The organism is Streptomyces sp. NPDC044033 (genome assembly GCF_056434425.1).
Genome location: NZ_JBWKFF010000017.1, coordinates 35399 through 56210 on the forward strand (window position 1 = coordinate 35399; position 20812 = coordinate 56210).

Genomic DNA, 20812 nt, shown 5'->3' on the forward strand with positions numbered 1-20812 from the left:
TCCTCCCCCCCCTCTTCTTGAGGCAGAACCAACACCCCCCCTCCTCCCCCCCCCCCCCCCCCCCTTTTTGTGGGCCCCCCCTCCAATCCCCCCCCCCCCCCCCCCCCCACTACGCGGAGCGGTAGCCCGCCGGGGCTCCGAGGGCCCGGCCCCCCGGAGCCCCGGCCCTCAAGCCCCCGCCGCCCCCCTGTGATCGAAAGCGATCAGCGGGTCCCCGGTCAGCGGATGGTCCACCACCGCCGCCCGTACCCCGAACACCTCGGCCAGCAGCCGCGGCGTGAGCACATCGCGCGGCGGGCCGGAGGCCAGTACCGTCCCGCCGTGCAGTACGTGCAGCCGGTCGCACACGGACGCCGCCGCGTTGAGGTCGTGCAGCGCGATCAGCGTCGTACGGCGCTGCTCGCGGAGCAGCGTGAGCAGTTCCACCTGGTGCCGTACGTCGAGGTGGTTGGTCGGCTCGTCCAGCACCAGCACCCGGGGGTCCTGGGCGAGGGCCCGCGCCAGCAGCACCCGCTGCCGCTCGCCGCCCGACAGCGCGGAGAACCGCCGCCGCGCGGCCTCGGCCATCCCCACCCGTTCGAGCGCCGCGGCCACGGCATCCGCGTCGGCCCGGTCCTCCGCCGCGAACGCCCGCTTGTAGGGCGTACGGCCCATCGCGACCACTTCACGGACCGTCAGCTCGAAGTCGCCGCCGCGCTCCTGGGGGAGCGCGGCGATCCGCCGGGCCGACTCCACCGTCGTCAGCGACCGCAGGTCCGTATCGCCCAGCAGCACCCGCCCGGCCTTCGGCGCGAGATGCCGGTACACGGTGCGCAGCACAGTGGACTTGCCGCTCCCGTTGGGCCCCACCAGCCCCGCGATCTCCCCCTCCGCGGCGAGCAGGCTGACACCGGAGACCACCGTGCGCCCGGACAGCGACACGTCCAGGTCCTCGACCGCGATCCTCATGACCGCTCCAATCGCCGGTCCAGCAGATACAGCAGCGTGGGCGCGCCGATCATCGCGGTGACCACGCCCACCGGCAGCTCCTGATCGGACAGGGCCGTCCGGGCCACCAGGTCGACCACCACCAGCAGCACCGCGCCGAACAGCGCGGAGACGGGCAGCAGCCGCCGGTGATCGCCGCCCACCACCATCCGGCAGGCGTGCGGCACCATCAGCCCCACGAAACCGATCGCCCCGGAGACCGACACCAGCACACCGGTCAGCACGCTCGTCACCACGAACAGCTCGCGCCGCAGCCGCGTCACGTCCACGCCGAGGCCGGCCGCCGTCTCATCGCCCATCAGCAGGGCGTTGAGCGCGCGGGCCCGCGCCAGCAGCGCCGCGAGCCCCAGCGGCACGGCCGCCGCGGGCAGCGCGAGAGTGGCCCACTGAGCGCCGCCCAGCGAGCCCATCAGCCAGAACAGGACCCCGCGCGTCTGCTGTTCGTCCCCGGCCTGGAGCACCAGATAGCTGGTGAACCCCGACAGGAACTGCCCGATGCCCACCCCCGCCAGCACCAGCCGCAGCGGCGAGAACCCGCCCCCGCGCCGCGCCATCGCCCACACCAGCGCGAACGCGGCGAGGGCCCCGGCGAACGCCGCCGAGGACAGCCCGAGCCCGAGCGCGCCGCCCGCGCCCGCCCCGAGCACGATCGCCGCCACCGCGCCCAGCGACGCGCCGCTGGAGATGCCCAGCAGGTACGGGTCGGCCAGCGGATTGCGTACGAGCGCCTGCACGGCCGTGCCCACCAGGCCCAGCCCCGCCCCCACGAGCGCCGCCAGCAGCGCCCGCGGCAGCCGCAGCTGCCACACGATCAGATCCTGGGTGCCCGGCGCGGGGCCCCGCCCGCTGATCCCGCGCACCACCGCCGACCAGACCTCGCCCAGCGGTACCGGGGTCGATCCCAGGCACACCGACGCGATCAGCGCGACGAGCAGCGCCGCGCCCAGTGCCGCCCCGATCCAGCCGGCCCGTACGGTCCGTACGCCGCTCTCCCGCTCCTCGGAGCCGGAGAGCGGGACGGTCGCCGTCACCTACTTCACCCGGTCCGGGTGGATCGTGTGCGCGATCTCCCGCACGGTGTCCGCGCTGCGCACTCCGCCGATCGTGGTGCGCTCCGTGCCGATCCGCAGGAAGCGGTTCTCCTTGACGGCCCCCAGCCCCTTCGTCGCCGGGAAGGTGCGCAGGAACTCCGCGGCCTGGTCGAACGCCTTGTCGTTCGCCGCCTCGCTGCCCCGGTTGCGCACGCCGAGCTGGATCCAGTCCGGGTTCTTCGCGACCACGTCCTCCCAGCCGACCGGCTTGAAGTCCCCGTCGCAGTCGCCGAAGACGTTGCGCGCCCCGGCCTGCGTGATCACGGCGTTGGCCACCTGCTTGTCGCACACGGCCAGCGGCTGCTTGGTGCCGGCGTCGAAATCGAAGAAGAAGTACGACGGCCGATCGTCCCGCGCCACGCCCTTCAGCGCGTCGCGCACCGCGTCCGTCTTCTTCCGCATCCCGTCCACGAGCTCACCGGCGCGCTTCGAGGTCCCGGTGACCTTCCCCAGCTCCTCGATGTCCGCCATCACCCCCGACAGGTCGGTGCGCGGCCCCTTCTGCGCGGCGGCGCACGCCGACGAGCGCAGAAAGACGTGCTTGATGCCGGCGGCCTCGAACTCCCGCGGCGTCGGGGCGTCGCCCATGCCGCTCATGTTCCTCATCGACGAGAACGAGTCGATGTAGAGGTCCGCGCCGGAGCCGAGGAGCTTCTCCTTGGGGATCACCGTCTTCCCCAGCACCGGCACCTTCGCCGCCTGTTCCGCCAGTTCGGCGGGGACCGTGCCCTTGCCGGGCGGGAAGCCCGTACCGGCGACCCGGTCGCCCGCGCCGAGCCGCAGCAGGGTCTCCAGTGCCGACGCGTTGCTCGTCACGATCCGCTTCGGAGCGGCGTCGAACGTGGTCTTCGCCCCCTCGCAGTCGGCGACGCTCACGGGGAAGCCGTCGGCGGCCTCCGACGGCCCGGCGCTCCCCGGCCTCGCGGCCCCGCCGCTTCCGCAGGCCGTCGCCGACAGGGCCAGCAGGCCCAGCACTCCGCACCACACACGAGGGCGCATCACAAACACTCCAGGAACTCGGCGAACGCGCGGGCCCGCCGCTGCGGGCCCGGATCAGGTAGTCGGGCGGCGGGTCCGCCCGGTTCCCGTGCGTCGCGAAGAAGCCGGACATAGCCTGCAATCCACGCGGAACGAAGAACCGAAGGAATCGCGGGAAACGACATCGCGGGAAGCGAAGGAGATCTGGAGATGGTTGCTACGGACCCGGGCGACGGGCCACGCACGGAATCCCCCGCCACGGACAGGGACCGGACCGATGGACCGCCGCTCGCCGAGATGCCCGGCGACTGGCAGCGTGCCCTGGCGATCGTCGCCCACCCCGACGACCTCGAATACGGCGCGTCCGCGGCCATCGCCGCGTGGATCGACGGCGGCCGGGAGTTCTCCTACCTGCTGGCCACCGTCGGCGAGGCGGGCATCGACAGCATGGAGCCGGCCGAGGCCGGGCCGTTGCGCGAGCGGGAACAGCACGCGAGCGCCGCCGAGGTGGGGGTGCGGAGCGTGGAGTTCCTCGGCCACCGCGACGGCGTCATCGAGTACGGCACCGCGCTGCGCCGGGACTTCGCCGCCGCCATCCGCGCGCACCGCCCGGAGCTCGTACTGACCCTCAACTACCACGACACCTGGGGCGGCGTCGCCTGGAACACCCCCGACCACCGGGCCGTCGGCCGGGCCGTCCTCGACGCCGTCGGCGACGCCGGGAACCGCTGGATCTTCCCCGAACTCGTCGCGGACGGCCTCGCGCCGTGGAACGGCGTCCGCTACGTCGCCGTCGCGGGCTCGCCCCGGCCCACCCACGCCGTGGACGCGAGCACGGGCCTCGACCGGGCCGTCGCGTCGCTGCTGGCCCACCGCACGTACATCGAGGCCCTCACCGACGAGGAACCGGAGCGCTACTGCCGCACTTTCCTGGAAGGGAACATGGCGGCCGCGGCCGCCCGCTTCGGCGGCCGTCCCGCCGTCGCCTTCGAACTCTTCAGCCGCTGAAACGGCCGCTGCCGAAGAAACGGCCGAAGAAGCGGTTGCAGGGGCGGGGCGGCCCGCCGCCTTCGGAGACTCAGACCTTGCGGTAGCCCCTGGCATCGTCCGTAGCGGCGATGACCATGTCCGCGTCGCCCCCGACCGAGGCCGTCACCAGGGCCGCCACCGCGCCCTCCACGAACGGCGCGTCCGCGATGCGCAGGTCCTCGGGGACGCCGTCCCCGGCCGGGGCGGCCAGGATGGCCTTGACCGTCAGGACGGCGCTGCCCATGTCGCAGAGCACCACTACGCCCTTGCCCTCGTCCACGTCCGCCAGCGCCTGCCGGATCAGCTCCGCGCTGGTGCCGACGCCGCCGTCGGGCAGGCCGCCCGCCGCGGCGACGGGAGCCGGGTCGCCGGTGCCCACGAGGGCCTTCGCGAGCTCGGCCGTCGAGGCGGCGACATCGCGGCTGTGCGAGACGAGCACGACACCGACGCGGCCGTTCTCCTTCTCCTTCGCCTTCTCGGGCTGAGGGCTTTCCTCCGGAGCCGCCGTCTCCTTGGCCTCCTCGGCCTCCGCGCCCTCGAACACCTCCGGCAGACCGGTGTCCGCGGCCTCGTACAGCGCGGTGATCAGCATCGCCGACGACGCGGCCCCGGGGTCCTGGTGGCCGATGCTGCGCTCACCGAGGTAGCTGGCCCGGCCGCGCCGCGCCTGGAGCGGCACCGTGGCCTCGGCGCCCTCGCGCGCGGCCCGCGCCGCGGCGTCCAGCGCGGCCGCGGCATCGCCGCCGCCCTCCAGGGCGGAGGTGTACGCCTCGGCCGCCGGCGCCAGCGCGTCGACCATCGTGGCGTCGCCGGGCGCGGAGTCGCCCAGCCGCCGCACGCTGGCGACCGCCGCGGTCAGCGCCTTGCCGAGCGCCGGGGGCTCGACGACCGCGTCCTCGCCGAGCACCTTGCCCATGCGGCGCAGCACCGTCCCGTACAGCGGCCCGGACGCGCCGCCGACCGTGTTGGTCAGATGCATGCCGACGGCGGTCAGCAGGGCCCCCGGTGTGGCGGGCGCCTCATCGGTGACGACGCGCGCGGCCGACGTGAAGCCCCGCTTGAGGTTGGCGCCGTGGTCGGCGTCGCCGATGGCGGCGTCGAGGTCGGTCAGGTGCGCGGCCTCGGCCACGAACACCTGCGTGGAGCGGGCGAGGAAGCGGCGGAAGAAGGCCGTATCGAGGGTGACGGACATGGGCGGCGGCTCCTCTTCGCGGGTGCGGCCCGTACGGCCGTACGGGCCTTTGCCCTGCTCAGCGTAGCGCCGTCACCGATCGGAGGGGCTCCGCGACCGCGCGCCGGCCTCCGTCAGGCAGCCCGACGCGTACGTACGGCCGGTACGCGGGGGAGCGGCGGGGCCCGGCGGTACGAGCGCCGAGCCCGCCGCGGGGAGCGCGAGACCGGCGGGCGCGCCGAGCGGCCGCACGAGCGCCGATCCAGGGAGCGGCCGCCCGAGCGCCGACCCGGGGAGCGCGTGTATCCCTGCCGCCGCGGCGCCCGCGGGTCGGCGGCGCGTGCGTACGCCGCCCCGGTGGCGAAGACCCGGAACGGCGCGGCCCGGATCCGGATCATGGCTGATCACGGCTCGGCCCGGTCCCGGCCGGCGGGCGTTTGCAGCGTCAGTCCGTCGGCGACGATGAGGTCGGAGGTGACCAGCGCCTGCTCGGCGTCCACGTTCGTCATGAAGACGAAGGGCGGCACGACGGGCGGCACCGGCAGCTGGTCGGGGGTGAAGGTGAGGCAGAGGAGGCCCTCAAGGCATCCGCTGAACTTGGTGAGATAGAGGGTGACGTCCCCGCTGAGGTCCAGTTTCCGCGCGCCGAGGGCCAGTTCGGGGCCGCCGTCGCGGGTGGTGAGCCGGTAGTCGGTGAGGGAGGCGGCCCGCATCTTGAGCACCATCACCTTCACCGGCCCCTCGGCGGTGGGCACCCGGGTGACCCCGGCGAGGAGGAAGCCGTCGGGCGCGAACAGCGAGGTGGTGACGGTCGGCGCGACCGCCGCCGCCGGGACGCCGTCCGCCGCCTCGGCCGTACGGTCCGACGACGGGCCGACCGCGGCCAGCAGCACCACGGGCAGCACGGCCGCCAGCGTCCTGGACCCCGGATCGTCCCGGACGGACGGCAGCCGCTCGGTTGGCTCCCCACCGTCCTCCCCGGCTCCGTCCGGGGGCGCTACGGGCGTCCAGCCGAACCCCATCGCGCTGCCCGCGATGCCCAGCGCCATCCCGATGAGGAACCCGCCCAGGTTCGTCGCGGCGAAGGAGAGCACCGACAGGATCAGCGCGTTGAGGCTCACGTAGTGTCGCGCGCCGGGCGCGCACCACAGGAACAGCCCGGCGACGATCAGCGCCAGCCCGATGCCGATCGCCGCCAGCCCGCCCAGGCCCAGGCTGACCAGGATGGTGACCGGCGACAGCGGTACGAGCAGCAGCTCGGCCCCGCCGAGGACCAGCAGCAGCCCCGCCCAGAAGGGCCGGGTCCGCCGCCAGCCGCGGAAGGCCCGCCGCGCGTCCGGCAGCGGCAGCCGCTCGTCGAGCCGCCGGGACAACCGTGCGCTCAGAAGCACTTCTTGCCGTCCAGGCTCACATTGAGCTTGAGGCCCCGGAGCCGGAAGTTGCCGCCGGTCGCGGACCAGGCGTGCGAGCGGACCCCGGCCACGGTGACGTCCCCGGCCTGGAGGCCGAACTTGCCCTTCTCGCCCTGGACGCCCGGAACTCGGTCCAGGGTGGAGGCGTCGCGGCCGATCTCGGCGGTGCCGAACCGGGCGTCGCCGACCAGGTCCTCGCCGTCGATGATGAGGCTGCTGGCGGTCACATTGCCCGCTTCGCCGCCCGCCGTGAGCTTGAAGGTGACGGTCCCCAGCGGGGTGGAGACCGAGGCGGACTGGCAGATGTCGGTCAGGGTGGCGTCGCCGATGCCGAGCAGGGCGACCGGGTGGCCCTTGCCGTCCACGGACCGGTCGGTCTGCACGTACGACGAGAGGCCCTTGCTCGACAGCTTGCCGGAGGAGACCTGGAAACTGGTACCGGAGACGGCGAAGGACGCGGCCAGCGCCCCTTCGGCCATCACCGCGGCCATCGCTCCGACCGCGAGCACGGCGGGGACGGCGAGCACCGCCGTCTTCTTCCAGGCCGTTCTGCCCTCCGGCAGCCGACGGTTGGTTCCGCTCACTGATTCCTCCCCGGGGCAGCGGTCATCGGACGGCTGCGGCGCAGCCGCGAACACGTGCAGATGCGCAGGGAAGTGCGGGGTGGCTCCGCCGCCGGGACGCGGTCCGCGGTCGGCATCGCTCTGCCATACTGCGGAAATCCGGTGGCAGTTGGAGACTAGGGCCGAAATTGAATAATAGTCAACAGCGCGGTACGCGCGCTGCCCCAGCCGCGCGCGGCACCGGGCGCTCCCAGGCGCGCCGCGCCGAACTCATCACGATCGGAAGGAGGCTGTTCGCGGACACGTCCTACGACGCGCTGTCCATGGACGACATAGCCCGGCACGCGGGCGTCGCGAAGGGTCTCATCTACTACTACTTCAAGAACAAGCGCGGCTACTACCTGGCGATCGTCCAGGACTCCGTCGCCGAACTCGTCGTACGGGCCGGCTCCACCCACGACCTGCCGCCCGCCGAGCGCGTCCACCACACCGTCGACGGCTATCTCCGCTACGCCCAGCACCACCAGGCCGCCTACCGCGCCATCGTCACCGGCGGCGTCGGCTTCGACGCCGAGGTGCTCGCGATCCGGGCCGAGGTGCGCGAACAACTGCTGCTGGCGATCGCCCAAGGGGCGTGGGGGCGCGCCGACATCCCGCTCATCGCCCGTACCGCGCTGATCGGCTGGCTGTCGTCGGTGGAGGGGGTCACCCTCGACTGGCTGAGCCACCAGGGGCTGAAGCGCGACATGGTGCGCTCGCTGCTCGTCCGGGGCCTCGGCGACACGCTCCGCACCATCGAGGACTACGAGCCGGCCTTCCCGGCGCCGCCGCCCCTGCGCTGAACGGCGCGGGGCGGGCGGCCATGGATGGCCGCCCGCCCCGGTACTCCCGCCGACCGCTAGCTGATCGCCTTGATCAGCTCGCCGTTCGACGTGTCGCCGCTGAGCTCCCAGAAGAACGTGCCGCCGAGGGCCTGCTGCTGCTTGTACTTCATCTTCCCGCCGATCGTGGCCGGGGTGTCATAGCTCCACCAGTCGCTGCCGCACTTGGCGTAGGCGGTGCCGGCCACCGTGCCGGTCGCCGGGCACTTGGACTTGAGGACCTTGTAGTCCTCGATGCCCGGCTCGTACGAGCCCGTCGCGGGCCCGGTGGCGGTGCCGCCCGGCGCGGCCTGCGTGACGCCGGTCCAGCCGCGCCCGTAGAAGCCGATGCCCAGCAGCAGCTTCGAGGACGGGATGCCCATCTTCTTCAGCTTGGTGATGGTGGCGTCCGAGTTGAAGCCGTCCTTCGGGATGCCCTTGTACGCCGTGAGCGGGGAGTGCGGGGCGGTCGGGCCCTTCGCGTCCCACGCGCCGAAGTAGTCGTACGTCATGGGGTTGTACCAGTCGACGTAACTCGCGGCGCCCTTGTAGTCGGCCTTGTCCAGCTTGCCGCCGCTGGAGGCGTCGGCGCTGATCGCGGCGGTGACGAGGCTGCTCTGGCCGAACTTCGAACGCAGCGCGGAGAGCACCTTCTTGAGGGCGTCCTTGCCGCTGGTGTCACAGGTCAGGCCGCAGTCGTTGGGGTACTCCCAGTCGATGTCGATGCCGTCGAAGACATCGGCCCAGCGCTTGTCCTTGACCATGCTGTAGCAGGAGTCGGCGAAGGCCGCGGGGTTCTTGGCCGCCTCGGCGAACCCGCCGGACCAGGTCCAGCCGCCGAACGACCAGAGCACCTTGAGGTTCGGGTGCAGCTTCTTGAGCTTGCGCAGCTGGTTGAAGTTGCCGCGCAGCGCGCCGTCGTCCCACGTGTCGGCCTTGCCGTCGACGCTCGTGGAGGCGTCGTACGCGCGGTCGTAGTCGGCGTAGGAGTCGCCGATGGCGCACTTGCCGCCGGTGACGTTGCCGAAGGCGTAGTTGATATGGGTGAGCTTGGCAGCGGAACCGGATGTCTCGATGTTCTTGACATGGTAATTGCGCTGGTAGACGCCCCAGTTGGTGAAGTAGCCGACCACCTTGCCGCCGGCGTCGGCGTTCTGCTTGAGAGCGCTCTGCGTCAACGCGCTCTGCGGGGCGCTCGTCCCGGTCGTGGTTGCGGCGGCCGGCTTGGCCTCGGGGGTGACGGCCGTGGGGACCGTCCCCGCCGCGGCGGTGCCGGCGAAGAGTGTGGTGGCGAGCAGCGCCGCACCCGCGGCGGTGGCCGCGAACAGGCTGCGGGGGCGGGGGCGGTTTCCGTGCGGTCTGAGCATGGTTCTCCTCGGTGGGAAGGGGAGATGGGGGGTATTGCTCAACTTGACATGAACGCGAACGACGTTGCCTGGGAACGGTAGATGGACTAGACCAGTACGGTCAATGGTTCGGACCAATTCCGTTCACCCGCAGGCCATGGCGGTGAATCCGTGACGCGGGCCCGCCGATCGGGCATACTCCAACCCGCCACAGCCGCAGGTCATCCCCTCCGAGACCCGGAGCGAGACCACCGGCGCGGCAGCACCACACGGCGGCGCCGCCACACCCCGCGCGCCCGCTGCCGTAGCGCCCGACAGGGAGGAGAGCACCGCCATGTCTCAGCACGGCCCGCAGCCGGTGGAGCGTCAGCTGCCCACCGAGGAGGCCCGCGACCTGATCGCGCTCGTACGTGAGATGGCCCAGCGGGAGATCGCGCCCGCGGCCGCCGAGGAGGAGGACGACGGGCGCTTCCCGCGCGACGTGTTCGCCCTGCTCTCCGAATCCGGACTGCTCGCGCTGCCGTACGCCGAGGAGTTCGGCGGCGGCGACCAGCCCTACGAGGTCTATCTCCAGGTCCTCGAAGAACTCGCCGCGGCCCGGCTCACCGTCGGCCTCGGCGTCAGCGTGCACACCCTCGCCTGCCACGCGCTGGCCGGCTTCGGCACCAAGGAACAGCAGGCCATGCACCTGCCCGCCATGCTCGGCGGCCGGCTGCTCGGCGCGTACTGCCTCTCCGAGCCCGCCGCCGGCTCCGACGCCGCCTCCCTGCGCACCCGCGCCACGCGCCACGGCGACACCTGGACCCTCAACGGCAGCAAGGCGTGGATCACCCACGGCGGCATCGCCGACTTCTACACGGTCCTGGCCCGCACCGGCGGCGAGGGCCCGCGCGGCATCTCCGCCTTCCTCGTGCCCGGTGACGCGGACGGCCTCACGGCCGCGCGGCCCGAGCGCAAGATGGGCATGAAGGGGTCGCCCACCGCGGGCGTCAACTTCGACGGCGTGCAGATCGGCGACGACCGCCGGATCGGGGACGAGGGGCAGGGCTTCGCGATCGCCCTCTCCGCGCTCGACTCCGGGCGCCTCGGCATCGCCGCCTGCGCCATCGGCGTCGCCCAAGCCGCCCTCGACGAAGCCCTCGCCTATACTGTCGGGCGTCGGCAATTCGGACGCCCCATCGCCGACTTCCAGGGCCTGCGCTTCATGCTCGCCGACATGGCCACCCAGATCGAGGCCGGTCGAGCCCTGTACCTCACCGCCGCCCGGCTGCGCGATGCCGGGCTGGCCTTCTCCAAGCAAGCCGCCATGGCGAAGCTCTTCTGCACCGACGCCGCGATGCGCGTGACCACCGACGCCGTCCAACTGCTCGGGGGCTACGGCTACACCGTCGACTTCCCCACGGAGCGCTATATGCGCGAGGCCAAGGTCCTGCAGATCGTCGAAGGCACCAACCAGATCCAGCGCATGGTCGTCGCCCGCCACCTCGCGGGCCCCGAATCACGCTGAACAGCCCCGGCGACGGGGCGGAAAGCAGCCCCGTATGCCCTCACCCGCAGCAGCACCGACACCGGCCGCCGAGCCGGGCACGGAACGGTTCACCGTCGTCACCGGAGGCCCCGGCGCCGGCAAGAGCACCCTGATCGACCACCTGGAGCACGCCGGTCACGCGCGTACGCACGAGGCCGGCCGCGCCATCATCCAGGACCAAGTGGCCATCGGCGGCAGGGCGCTGCCCTGGCACGACCGGGAGCTCTTCGCCGAGCTGATGCTCGCCTGGGATCTGCGCAGCCACCGCTCGGCCGCGGGGGAGCGGGCGCACGTCTTCTTCGACCGCGGCATCCCCGACATCGTGGGCTACCTGCGGCTCGAAGGGCTTCCCGTGCCGTCCCATGTGCACGCGGCGGCCCAGCGGTTCCGGTACCGCAGGCGGGTGTTCATCGCGCCGCCGTGGCCGGAGATCTACGCGCGGGACACCGAACGCAAGCAGTCCTTCGAGACCGCGCGCCGGACGTACGAGGCGATGGCGGCGGCCTACACCGCGTACGGCTACGAACTGGTGCCGCTCCCGTGCACGAGCGTCGAGGAGCGCTCGCGCTTCGTGACGCAGGAGATCGGCCGACAGGCCGCCTGAGGAGGGCGGCTGGGCTGATGGGCGGCCCGGTCGGAGCTTGCGTCCTGTCCCCGGCCGGACGCCCGACGCCTGGCACGCGCGCCGGTCCGGCCAGGGACACTACCCGGGCCCTCAGCCCGTCAGCCGCGCGACCTCCGGCACCCGCTCCTCGGCCTTGCCCGCGGGCACGCTCGCGATGTCTTTGAGGCCCGTGGCCGTGCCGATCACCACCACCGGCTCACCGTGCTCGTACGCCCAGCGCCGCCCGGCGGCGACCCCCACCGCCGACGAGGGTTCGACGAACAGCCCCTGTGCGCCCAGCTCCCGGTGCTCCGCCATGAACTCCTCGGTGGGGACGGCGACCGCACGGCCCTCCGACCGCCACAGCGCGTCCAGCCCCTGCCACACGGGCCGTGACTCGCCGAGCGAGAAGGCGGGGGAGAGGCCCCGCTCCACCGTCGTGTGCTCCTGCTCCGCCCGGTCCGTACGGGCCAGGGCCGCGGTGAAGGGGGCCGCCGCGTCCGGTTCGGCCGCGATCAGCCGCGGCGTGCGCGACACCAGCCCGGCCGCCCGCAGTTCGCGGAACCCCCGGCCGATGCCCGAGAGCAGATCCGCGCGGCAGGAGGGCACCACGACCGCGCCGATCCGCTCCCCGAAGTCCCGCGCGATTTCGTACGCGACGCTCTTGTAGCCCTCGTTGGCATAGGCGTTGCCGCCCGCCGGCGGCTGGGCGAACGTCGTCAGCGGATACCAGCCGAGCCGCTCGACGCCCTCGCGCATGGCGGCGTTGCGCGCCACATGGTCGTCCCGCTCGACCCGCGCCGCGCCCAGCGCGTCGATCTGCGCGCGCAGCGGCTCCGGCACCTCGCGGGTGGTGAGGACCACGCACCGCAGCCCGGCCCGCGCGGCGTAAGCGGCGGCCGCCGTGCCCGCGTTGCCGGATGAGGCGGCCACCACCGTGTCCGCCCCGGCCTCCAGCGCGGCGGCCACCCCGACGCTCATCGCACGGTCCTTGTGCGACCCGGTGGGGTTGGCTCCCTCGACCTTCACCCACAGCTCGCCGGAGCCCGGATCCGCCAGCGGTATACGGACGTTGGGCGTGCCGCCCTCGCCGAGCGTCACCGGGTCGCCCGAGACCGGCAGCGCACCGGGCCAGCCCCACGGCCCGCCCGGGTACCGCTCCAGCGACAGCCCGGACAGATCGGCGAGGGGCGGGGCCGCGTTGACCCCGAGCCCCTCGGCGGCGCACACGGGACAGCCGGTGAAGCCCGTTACGAGAACGCCGCAGCGCAGGCAGTGCAGAGGTGGTGGCGTCACAGGAGGCTCCGGGGTATGCGCTGGGTAGGGCCGGACGCCTCATGCGGCTCGTATGCCTCGTGCGTCGTAAGAGGAATCGTACGGCTGCGAGGCGGTGGATTGAAGGCGGCCGGGGCGGGGCCGCCGGGTGGAAGCGGAGATCGCGGTATCCCGGAGGGCCGCTCAGAGTTGAGGCCGCATCCGGGGCACTTGGAGCGGACGGGAGGTGGCGCCGCCGATGTGCGAGAACGGCTGCCGCCGCCAGTCCAGGCTCTCCGGCAGCGTCAACAGCAGTGCGGCGTCCTGTTCCTGTGCGTCGAGGGAGTCGTCGGCCGGGGAGGCGTCGGCGGCGCCGCGTCCGGTGCCCGGGCAGACGGTGAGCCCGAACGGGTTCCACGGGGACGGGCACAGCGCGTGCTCGGGCAGCACGTCCTCGTCCGCCAGCAGCGCGATCGGCCGCGCGCAGTCCGGGCAGATCACCCGGAACATCTCGTAGGTCTCGTAGGCGCTGTCAGTGATGTTCCCGGTATCGCTCTCATCGAGGCGTTCAGGGCTGGGCATAGTGGGTTCTCCCCCTCAGATGGGCCGGTCAGGCGCCGCGGCCTCGACCACAGCAAGGATTTCCCTTGGGACCGCGCGGATAATCGCAGCGCGCCGACGGACACGGGTGAACGGTTGTGGCGTTCGTCACATGACACGAGCAGTTGCGTGTCCGCTGACTGTGCCTGACCGCCTCCGACACCATAGGGTGATCCGCTGTGGAGGAGCTGGACAGACAAATCGTGGAACTGCTCGTCAATGACGGGCGGATGAGCTACACCGACCTGGGCAAGGCCACCGGCCTGTCCACCTCGGCGGTGCATCAGCGCGTGCGCCGCCTCGAACAGCGCGGGGTCATCCGCGGCTACGCGGCCGTCGTCGACCCCGAGGCCGTGGGGCTGCCGCTCACCGCCTTCATCTCGGTGAAGCCCTTCGACCCGAGCGCACCCGACGACATCGCCGAACGGCTCGCCGACATCCCCGAGATCGAGGCGTGCCACAGCGTCGCGGGCGACGAGAACTACATCCTCAAGGTGCGCGTGGCCACGCCCCTCGAACTCGAATACCTCCTCACCCGCATCCGCTCCCTCGCCGGGACGTCCACCCGCACCACCGTCGTCCTGTCCACCCCGTACGAGGCCAGGCCGCCCCGTATCTGACCCGGCGGGCGCGCCCGCCACCCGTGGGAGCGCGCCCCCGTGCGGGGACCGCCGCCCCGAGGGGCGAGACTGGGCGGGTCCGTACGCCGTTCCGCGCGGCGCACGCGTCCGCGCGAGGCCGCCACCGCGAGGCGCGGCAGGCAGCGCGGCCCGACCCGAACGACACCACGAGGCGAAGAACCAGTGACCGAACCCACCCCCGCCGAGGCCCCGAGCCGCACCGTCCTGCTGCGCGGCGGCACCGTCCACAGCCCCGCCGACCCCTTCGCGACCGCCATGGTCGTCGAACGCGGCAGCGTCGCCTGGGTCGGCTCCGAAGGCGCGGCGGACTCCTTCGCCGACGGCGTGGACGAGACCGTCGACCTCGGCGGAGCGCTCGTCACCCCGGCGTTCACGGACGCACATGTGCACACCACCGCCACCGGCCTCACGCTCACCGGCCTCGACCTCACCGGCACCCGTACGCTCGCCGACGCGCTCGACCGGGTACGGGCCCACGCGAGCGCCCGCGGCGCCGACCGCGTCCTCCTCGGCCACGGCTGGGACGCCACCCGCTGGCCCGAGGCGCGCCCGCCGTCCCGCGCGGAACTCGACGCGGCGACGGGCGGCCGGCCGCTCTACCTCACCCGCGTCGACGTCCACTCCGCCGTGGTCACCAGCGCCCTCCTCGACCTGGTGCCCGGCGTCGCCGGGCGCTCCGGGTACACCCCCGACGGGCCGCTCACCGGGGACGCGCACCACGCCGTGCGGGCCGCCGCCCACGAGAGCGTCACCGCGGCCCAGCGCACGGCCGCGCAGCGCGCCGCCCGCGCCCACGCCGCGTCCCGCGGCATCGGCTCGCTCCACGAGTGCGCCGGCCCCGACATCTCCAGCCCCGAGGACCTGACCGGCCTGCTGCGGCTCGCCGCCGAGGAGCCGGGCCCCCGGATCTTCGGCTACTGGGCGGAGGCCATCACAGACGCGAAGGAAGCCGACCGCATTCGCGGGCTCGGCGCCATCGGCGCGGCGGGCGACCTCTTCGTCGACGGCTCCCTCGGCTCGCACACCGCCTGCCTGCACGAGCCCTACGCCGACGCGCCGCACACCGGCGTCGCCCACCACAGCGCGGAGGGCATCGCGGCACACGTCGCCGCCTGCACCGAGGCGGGGATCCAGGCCGGCTTCCACGCCATCGGCGACGCCGCCGTCACCGCCGTGGTCGAGGGGGTGCGCGCCGCGGCCGACCGGGTCGGCATGGCCCGTATCCGCGCCGCCCGGCACCGCGTCGAGCACGCCGAGATGCTCACCCCCGACACCATCGCGGCCTTCGCCGAACTGGGCCTCACCGCCTCCGTGCAGCCCGCCTTCGACGCCGCCTGGGGCGGCGAGGACGGCATGTACGCGCAGCGCCTGGGCCGGGAGCGGGCCCGTACGCTCAATCCGTACGCCGCTCTGCTGCGCGCCGGTGTGCCGCTCGCGCTCGGCTCCGACAGCCCCGTCACGCCCCTGGACCCCTGGGGCACGGTAAGGGCCGCGGCCTTCCACCGCACCCCCGAGCACCGCGTCTCCGTACGCGCCGCCTTCACCGCCCACACGCGCGGCGGCTGGCGCGCCGTCGGCCGCGACGACGCCGGGGTGCTCGTCCCCGGCGCCCCGGCGGACTACGCGGTCTGGGAGGCCGGCGACCTCGTCGTCCAGGTCCCGGACAGCCGGGTCGCCGACTGGTCCACCGACCCCCGCTCCGGCACCCCGGGCCTGCCCGACCTCACCCCCGGCCGCCAACTTCCGGTCTGCGTCCGCACGGTGGTCGGCGGACGGACGGTCCACGAGCGGCCGAACGAGTGATGTACGGTCGCCCCGTACCGCCGAACGACGTGCCGTCGGCCTGTCGCCGCATGCCCGCGCTCGCTGTACTGACCTGCTGATTTGAGACAACGACGCAGGTCATGTGAGTGTTGACAGGGTGCGGGCGACGGCGGGTAGGTTCGGCGGAGTCCACCACAGGACGCCCGGTCGGGAAACCTCCGCCTAGTCATCGAACGCCGCTGGGCCAGGGGGCGGTGAGCCGCGAAGGCACACCGCCACTGGGAGCCAGGTCCAGCGCACGGGGGCGAGGGAAGGTTTCGCCAGGCCGGCAGGTGTGACCCGGGTGGGGCCCGGGCGTTCAGTAGACAACGGCTTTAGGTCGACCCGCAGCCAGCGGGCCCCAGGTCGGCCCGAAGGACTCTGGGCCCCCATCCGCAGTCAGCCGCCCGCGGCGGCGCGATGCCGCGCCCCGGCCCGCGACGGGCCGCCGGACAGACCCGCCCCCGTGCCCGTACGCCGGCCGCGGCCGTTCACGCGCCGCCGCCCACCGGTCTTTTACGCACCCTGGGGCCACGCCGCGATCTCGTCGGTATACCGTCTGCTCACCATCGCACGACCTGCAAGGAAGGCCGTCACGTGCCCTCGGGTTCCGACACCACCGCCGATTCCGCCACCGGCGGCCCGGCAGCCACGCGACGGGCGGATGAACCGGCGCCGGACGACGGGGAGGCAGCAGTGCCCGCCCACGCCCCCGCACGCCCCGGCCGCGCCAGGCGTTTCGCGCTGCTCCTGCGCCGCGAGGCGCCGCGCACCGGCCTCGCCGTCCTCGCGGGCCTCGCCCTGACCGCGGCCTTCCCGCCGTACGACGTGTGGCCGCTGTCGATCCTCGCCGTCGCCGCCCTCAGCCTGCTCACCCGGGGCCGCACCGTCCGCCAGGGCGCGTGGACCGGCTTCGTCTTCGCCCTGCCGTTCTTCTTCTTCCTGCTGCGCTGGCTGCGCGTGGTCGGCTACGACGCGGTCTTCGGGCTGTCGGTCGCCGAGTCCCTCTTCGTCTGCCTGCTCGGCGCGGGCCTCGCCCTCACCTCGCGGCTGCGCGGCTGGCCGCTGTGGACCGCCTGCCTGTGGGTCGCCCAGGAGTGGGCGCGCGACCGGATCCCGTTCGGCGGCTTCCCCTGGGGGCGCCTCGCCTTCGCCAACACCGGCTCGTCCTTCACCCCCTTCGCGGCCCTCGGCGGCGCCCCCCTCGTCACCTTCGCCGTCGCCCTCGTCGGCGCGCTGCTGGCGTACGCGGTCACCACCGCGTGGCGGCTGCGCGCCGCCGCCGCGCCCCGGACCGTACGGGCCGCGCTGCCCGCGGTCGAAGCCCTCGCCCTGGCCGCCGCGATCACCGTCGGCGCGTACGCCGTGCCCGTGCCCACCAAGGCCGACGACACGGCGAACGTCGCCATCGTGCAGGGGAACGTCCAGCAGGTGGGGATGGACTTCCTCGGCCGCCCGATGATGATCCTCAACAACCACGTGGCCGCCACCCTCAAGCTGGCCAAGGACATCGAGGCGGGCCGGGTCAAGAAGCCGGACCTGGTGATCTGGCCGGAGAACTCCTCCGACCTCGACCCGTTCAAGTTCCCGGAGGCGTACGACCGCATCCAGGAGGCCGCCAAGGCCGTCGGCGTGCCGATCCTCGTCGGAGCCCTCGTCGACCATCCCTCCAAGAAGGGGTACGTCTTCAACGAGGGCATCGTCTGGGACCCCAAGACCGGCCCCGGCGCCTCCTACACGAAGCAGCACCCCGTGCCCTTCGGCGAGTACGTGCCCTTCCGGGCCGAACTCAGCAAGCTGATCACCCGGCTCCAGCGGGTGCCCCGCGACTTCTACCCCGGCGACCACACCGGCGTCCTCCAGATCGGCCCGGCCCGCCTCGGCGACGTCATCTGCTTCGAGGTCGCGTACGACGAGATCGTCCACGACACGGTGAAGGCCGGGGCGCGCGCCCTGGTCGTGCAGACCAACAACGCGACCTACGGCCGCACCGGACAGCCCGAGCAGCAGCTCGCGATGTCCAGGCTGCGGGCCGTCGAGCACGGCCGCGCCGTCGTCACCGCGGCCACCAGCGGCATCAGCGCGGTCGTCGGGCCCGACGGCACGGTGCGGCAGCGCAGTGGGGAATTCACCCGAGAGGTCCTGAACGCCGACATCCCATTGCGTGACGGGATCACCGTCGCCGACCGCGTCGGTGCGGCGCCGGAGTGGGTGATCGCTATGGTGGGCCTCCTGTCCTGCGCGGTCGCGATCCTGTTCGGCCGTTGGGGACGTCCGGACAAGAAGGGGCAGCAGTGAACGACGGCGCTCAGCGGAAGTACGGTCCGCTCGGCACGACCTTGGTGATCATCCCGACCTTCAACGAGGCGGAGAACATCAAGCCCATCGTCGCCCGGGTGCGGTCCGCCGTTCCCGAGGCGCACGTTCTCGTCGCCGACGACAACAGCCCCGACGGCACCGGGAAGCTCGCCGACGAGCTCGCCGCCGAGGACGATCATGTCAAGGTCATGCACCGCAAGGGCAAGGAAGGGCTGGGCGCGGCCTACCTCGCGGGCTTCCGCTGGGGCCTCGACAACGGCTACGGCGTCCTCGTGGAGATGGACGCCGACGGGTCCCACCAGCCCGAGGAACTGCCGCGGCTGCTGACCGCGCTCAAGGGCGCCGATCTCGTACTCGGCTCCCGCTGGGTGGCCGGCGGGCGGGTCGTGAACTGGCCCAAGCACCGCGAGTTCCTCTCCCGCGGCGGCTCCACCTACTCCCGTCTGCTGCTCGACGTCCCCATGCGGGACGTCACCGGCGGCTACCGGGCCTTCCGCAAGGAGACCCTGGAAGGGCTCGGCATGGACCAGGTGGCCTCGCAGGGCTACTGCTTCCAGGTCGACCTGGCCTGGCGCACGGTGAAGGCCGGATTCCACGTCGTGGAGGTCCCCATCACCTTCGTCGAGCGCGAGCTGGGCGACAGCAAGATGAGCAAGGACATCCTGGCCGAGGCTCTGTGGCGGGTCACGACCTGGGGCGTCGGCTCGCGGATCAACAAGGTGCTCGGCCGCAAGGACGGCTGACACCCGGTCCGCCGCCTTACGCGCCGCCGCGCCGGGTACCCGGTTCGGCGGCGCGTGATGTTTTGCGATACCCGCGCCGGGAATCCGCATATTATGGTGCAAATCGGCTACACGATGATGACCGAGCAGGCGGGGCCCAGGGAGCTTGTGAACCATGTGGTCCGGGCCGAGCAGGCCGGGTTCGACTTCTCCGTCACCTCCGACCACTACTCGCCGTGGCTCGCCTCCCAGGGGCACTCCTCGTACGCCTGGTCGGTCCTGGGCGCCGCGGCCCAGGCCACCTCCCGTATCCCGCTGATGTCGTACGTCACCTGCCCCACCACCCGCTACCACCCCGCGATCGTCGCCCAGAAGGCCGCCACCGTGCAGCTGCTCTCCGAAGGGCGCTTCCGCCTCGGCCTCGGCTCCGGCGAGAACCTCAACGAGCACGTCGTCGGCGGCGGCTGGCCGGGCGCCGGCGAGCGGCACGAGAAGCTCGCCGAGGCGATCACGATCATCCGCGCCCTGTTCGACGGCCGGACCCTCAACCACCACGGCACGCACTACGACGTCGAGTCCGCCAAACTCTGGGACCTGCCCGAGCAGGCCCCGCCGATCGGCGTCGCCGTCTCCGGCGAGGACTCCTGCGCGCTCGCCGGACGCCTCGCGGACGCCGTGATCGCCACCGAGCCCAAGGCCGAGCTGCTGGCCGCCTTCGAGCGCCACGGGGGAGCGGGCAAGCCCCGGGTGGGGCAGCTGCCCATCACCTACAACCCCGACCGGGACGCCGCCGTCCGCCGCGCCCACGACCAGTTCCGCTGGTTCGGCGGCGGCTGGAAGGTCAACGCCGAGCTGCCCGGCCCCGAGGCATTCGCCGCGGCCACCCAGTACGTACGGCCCGAGGACGTCGCGGAGTCGATCCCGTGCGGGGACCGCCTCGACGACTTCGTCGAGGCCGTACGTCCGTACGCCGACGCGGGCTTCACCGAGATCGCCCTGGTCCAGATCGGCGGGGACACCCAGCCCGCCTTCCTCGACTGGGCCGAGCGGGTCCTGCTGCCCGCGCTGCGCACGCTGTGAGCGGATCCCGGACGCGCCGGTGACGGCTCCGGCGCGTCCGGGACCGGCTTTGGCACGCACCGCGCCGCCCACGCGCCACCGCCGACGCGGCCCCTCGCGGGTGCAGGCACACTTGAGGCATGACCTTCGGAGCACCGCAGCCGACAGCCGCCCGCCCGCCTAAGCGTTCGCGGGCCCGCACGTTCATCCCGCTGGCCATCGCCGCCTGGGCGGTGCTGGAGATCTGGTTGCTGATCATGGTGGGCGAGGCCGCGGGCGGGCTCACCGTGCTGGGGCTGCTGGTGGCGGGCGTGGTGCTGGGGTCCGTGGTGATCAAACGGGCGGGGCGGCGCGCGTGGGAGCGGCTGGCCCGTACGGTCCAGGCGGCCGAGAACCCCGCGGCGGCCCCTGGCGAGCGGGAGAGCCCCGGAAACGGGCTCATGATGCTCGGCGGTCTGCTGATCATGGTCCCCGGGCTGGTCTCCGACACCGCCGGTCTGCTGTGCCTCTTCCCGCCGACGCGGGCACTGCTGCGCAAGACCTTCGAGCGCCGCCTCTCCCGCCGGGTGGGCCACGCGCCGGGCACCCTGGGGGACGCCTTCCAGCAGGCACGCATGCACCGCCCGGACGGAAAGGTCGTCCCCGGAGAGGTGATCCGGGACGACGAGCCGCCGACGCCGCGCCACGACGGGCCGCAGCTCCCGCACTGAGTGGGGACCCGTGTCATGAACCGGCCCGTACGCGCGCGCGGGGTGGGGGGGGTGCTGGCAAGGGGCGGTGGCGACCGGTGCGAGGACGAGAAGAGGAGGCAAAACAGCCTTCTGTTCTGTCATCCCTTTCTCCCC

Annotated in this window: 19 protein-coding genes and 1 pseudogene; 10 read left to right on the forward strand and 10 right to left on the reverse strand. The window is 73.2% G+C overall.

Annotated features, from left to right (window positions below; genetic code table 11):
* Positions 1-168 precede the first annotated feature (168 nt).
* The 3 genes from AC07AB_RS27065 to AC07AB_RS27075 are packed head-to-tail and all read right to left on the reverse strand — an operon-like array spanning position 169 to position 3077.
* Complete coding sequence (locus AC07AB_RS27065) at positions 169-948, reverse strand: ABC transporter ATP-binding protein (RefSeq protein WP_478571729.1); 780 nt, start codon at positions 946-948, stop codon at positions 169-171.
* Positions 945-2018, reverse strand: coding sequence for a FecCD family ABC transporter permease (locus AC07AB_RS27070; RefSeq protein ID WP_478571732.1), 1074 nt, complete (start codon positions 2016-2018; stop codon positions 945-947). Before AC07AB_RS27070 ends, AC07AB_RS27065 begins: the two co-directional genes overlap by 4 nt.
* A complete protein-coding gene (locus AC07AB_RS27075; protein ID WP_478571735.1) occupies positions 2019-3077 on the reverse strand; it encodes an ABC transporter substrate-binding protein in 1059 nt (352 codons plus the stop codon).
* A gap of 276 nt (positions 3078-3353) precedes the next feature.
* Here AC07AB_RS27075 and AC07AB_RS27080 point away from each other — a divergent pair, with 276 nt between their 5' ends.
* Positions 3354-4064 (forward strand): PIG-L deacetylase family protein, encoded by a 711-nt coding sequence (locus AC07AB_RS27080; RefSeq protein ID WP_478572184.1) that lies wholly within the window; start codon positions 3354-3356, stop codon positions 4062-4064.
* A 70-nt stretch (positions 4065-4134) separates the two neighbouring features.
* Here AC07AB_RS27080 and dhaM read toward each other — a convergent pair whose 3' ends face one another.
* The 4 genes and pseudogenes from dhaM to AC07AB_RS27100 all read right to left on the reverse strand — a co-directional run bounded on the left by dhaM (position 4135) and on the right by AC07AB_RS27100 (position 7252).
* On the reverse strand, positions 4135-4629 hold the full coding sequence (gene dhaM / locus AC07AB_RS27085) for a dihydroxyacetone kinase phosphoryl donor subunit DhaM (protein ID WP_478572187.1): 495 nt from the start codon (positions 4627-4629) through the stop codon (positions 4135-4137).
* 9 nt (positions 4630-4638) lie between these two features.
* Positions 4639-5277, reverse strand: a pseudogene (gene dhaL, locus AC07AB_RS27090) (dihydroxyacetone kinase subunit DhaL); the annotation flags it as partial.
* A gap of 383 nt (positions 5278-5660) precedes the next feature.
* Positions 5661-6647: a DUF6114 domain-containing protein gene (locus tag AC07AB_RS27095; RefSeq protein ID WP_478571738.1), complete on the reverse strand. Its 987-nt coding sequence runs from the start codon at positions 6645-6647 to the stop codon at positions 5661-5663.
* Positions 6638-7252, reverse strand: coding sequence for a DUF6230 family protein (locus AC07AB_RS27100; RefSeq protein WP_478571741.1), 615 nt, complete (start codon positions 7250-7252; stop codon positions 6638-6640). Before AC07AB_RS27100 ends, AC07AB_RS27095 begins: the two co-directional genes overlap by 10 nt.
* A 167-nt stretch (positions 7253-7419) precedes the next feature.
* On the opposite strand from AC07AB_RS27100, the gene AC07AB_RS27105 reads away from it, so the two are divergent.
* Positions 7420-8073 (forward strand): TetR/AcrR family transcriptional regulator, encoded by a 654-nt coding sequence (locus AC07AB_RS27105; RefSeq protein WP_478571744.1) that lies wholly within the window; start codon positions 7420-7422, stop codon positions 8071-8073.
* A 56-nt stretch (positions 8074-8129) separates the two neighbouring features.
* On the opposite strand, the gene AC07AB_RS27110 is transcribed toward AC07AB_RS27105, so the two are convergent.
* A complete protein-coding gene (locus AC07AB_RS27110; protein WP_478571747.1) occupies positions 8130-9458 on the reverse strand; it encodes a glycoside hydrolase family 18 protein in 1329 nt (442 codons plus the stop codon).
* 313 nt (positions 9459-9771) lie between these two features.
* On the opposite strand from AC07AB_RS27110, the gene AC07AB_RS27115 reads away from it, so the two are divergent.
* Positions 9772-10944: an acyl-CoA dehydrogenase family protein gene (locus AC07AB_RS27115; protein WP_478571750.1), complete on the forward strand. Its 1173-nt coding sequence runs from the start codon at positions 9772-9774 to the stop codon at positions 10942-10944.
* A 34-nt stretch (positions 10945-10978) separates the two neighbouring features.
* Positions 10979-11569: an AAA family ATPase gene (locus AC07AB_RS27120; RefSeq protein ID WP_478571753.1), complete on the forward strand. Its 591-nt coding sequence runs from the start codon at positions 10979-10981 to the stop codon at positions 11567-11569.
* 111 nt (positions 11570-11680) lie between these two features.
* Here AC07AB_RS27120 and AC07AB_RS27125 read toward each other — a convergent pair whose 3' ends face one another.
* Together AC07AB_RS27125 and AC07AB_RS27130 are read right to left on the reverse strand one after the other, a co-directional pair.
* A complete protein-coding gene (locus tag AC07AB_RS27125) occupies positions 11681-12865 on the reverse strand; it encodes a threonine synthase (protein WP_478571756.1) in 1185 nt (394 codons plus the stop codon).
* A 162-nt stretch (positions 12866-13027) separates the two neighbouring features.
* The gene (locus tag AC07AB_RS27130) at positions 13028-13405 is read right to left on the reverse strand and encodes a hypothetical protein (RefSeq protein ID WP_478571759.1); all 378 of its coding nucleotides are present in this window, start codon (positions 13403-13405) and stop codon (positions 13028-13030) included.
* 197 nt (positions 13406-13602) lie between these two features.
* Between AC07AB_RS27130 and AC07AB_RS27135 the strand changes: the two genes are divergently transcribed.
* The 6 genes from AC07AB_RS27135 (at position 13603) to fxsA (ending at position 20677) form a co-directional block, all read left to right on the forward strand.
* Positions 13603-14043, forward strand: a complete 441-nt coding sequence (locus AC07AB_RS27135; RefSeq protein WP_478571762.1) for an Lrp/AsnC family transcriptional regulator — start codon at positions 13603-13605, stop codon at positions 14041-14043.
* A 183-nt stretch (positions 14044-14226) separates the two neighbouring features.
* Positions 14227-15867, forward strand: a complete 1641-nt coding sequence (locus AC07AB_RS27140; RefSeq protein WP_478571765.1) for an amidohydrolase — start codon at positions 14227-14229, stop codon at positions 15865-15867.
* A 597-nt stretch (positions 15868-16464) separates the two neighbouring features.
* Positions 16465-18165, forward strand: a complete 1701-nt coding sequence (gene lnt, locus AC07AB_RS27145; protein ID WP_478571768.1) for an apolipoprotein N-acyltransferase — start codon at positions 16465-16467, stop codon at positions 18163-18165.
* Positions 18162-18929, forward strand: a complete 768-nt coding sequence (locus AC07AB_RS27150) for a polyprenol monophosphomannose synthase (protein ID WP_478571771.1) — start codon at positions 18162-18164, stop codon at positions 18927-18929. Before lnt ends, AC07AB_RS27150 begins: the two co-directional genes overlap by 4 nt.
* A 93-nt stretch (positions 18930-19022) precedes the next feature.
* Positions 19023-19988, forward strand: coding sequence for an LLM class F420-dependent oxidoreductase (locus AC07AB_RS27155; protein ID WP_478571774.1), 966 nt, complete (start codon positions 19023-19025; stop codon positions 19986-19988).
* Between the two features lie 119 nt (positions 19989-20107).
* Positions 20108-20677: an FxsA family membrane protein gene (gene fxsA, locus AC07AB_RS27160; RefSeq protein WP_478571776.1), complete on the forward strand. Its 570-nt coding sequence runs from the start codon at positions 20108-20110 to the stop codon at positions 20675-20677.
* Positions 20678-20812 lie beyond the last annotated feature (135 nt).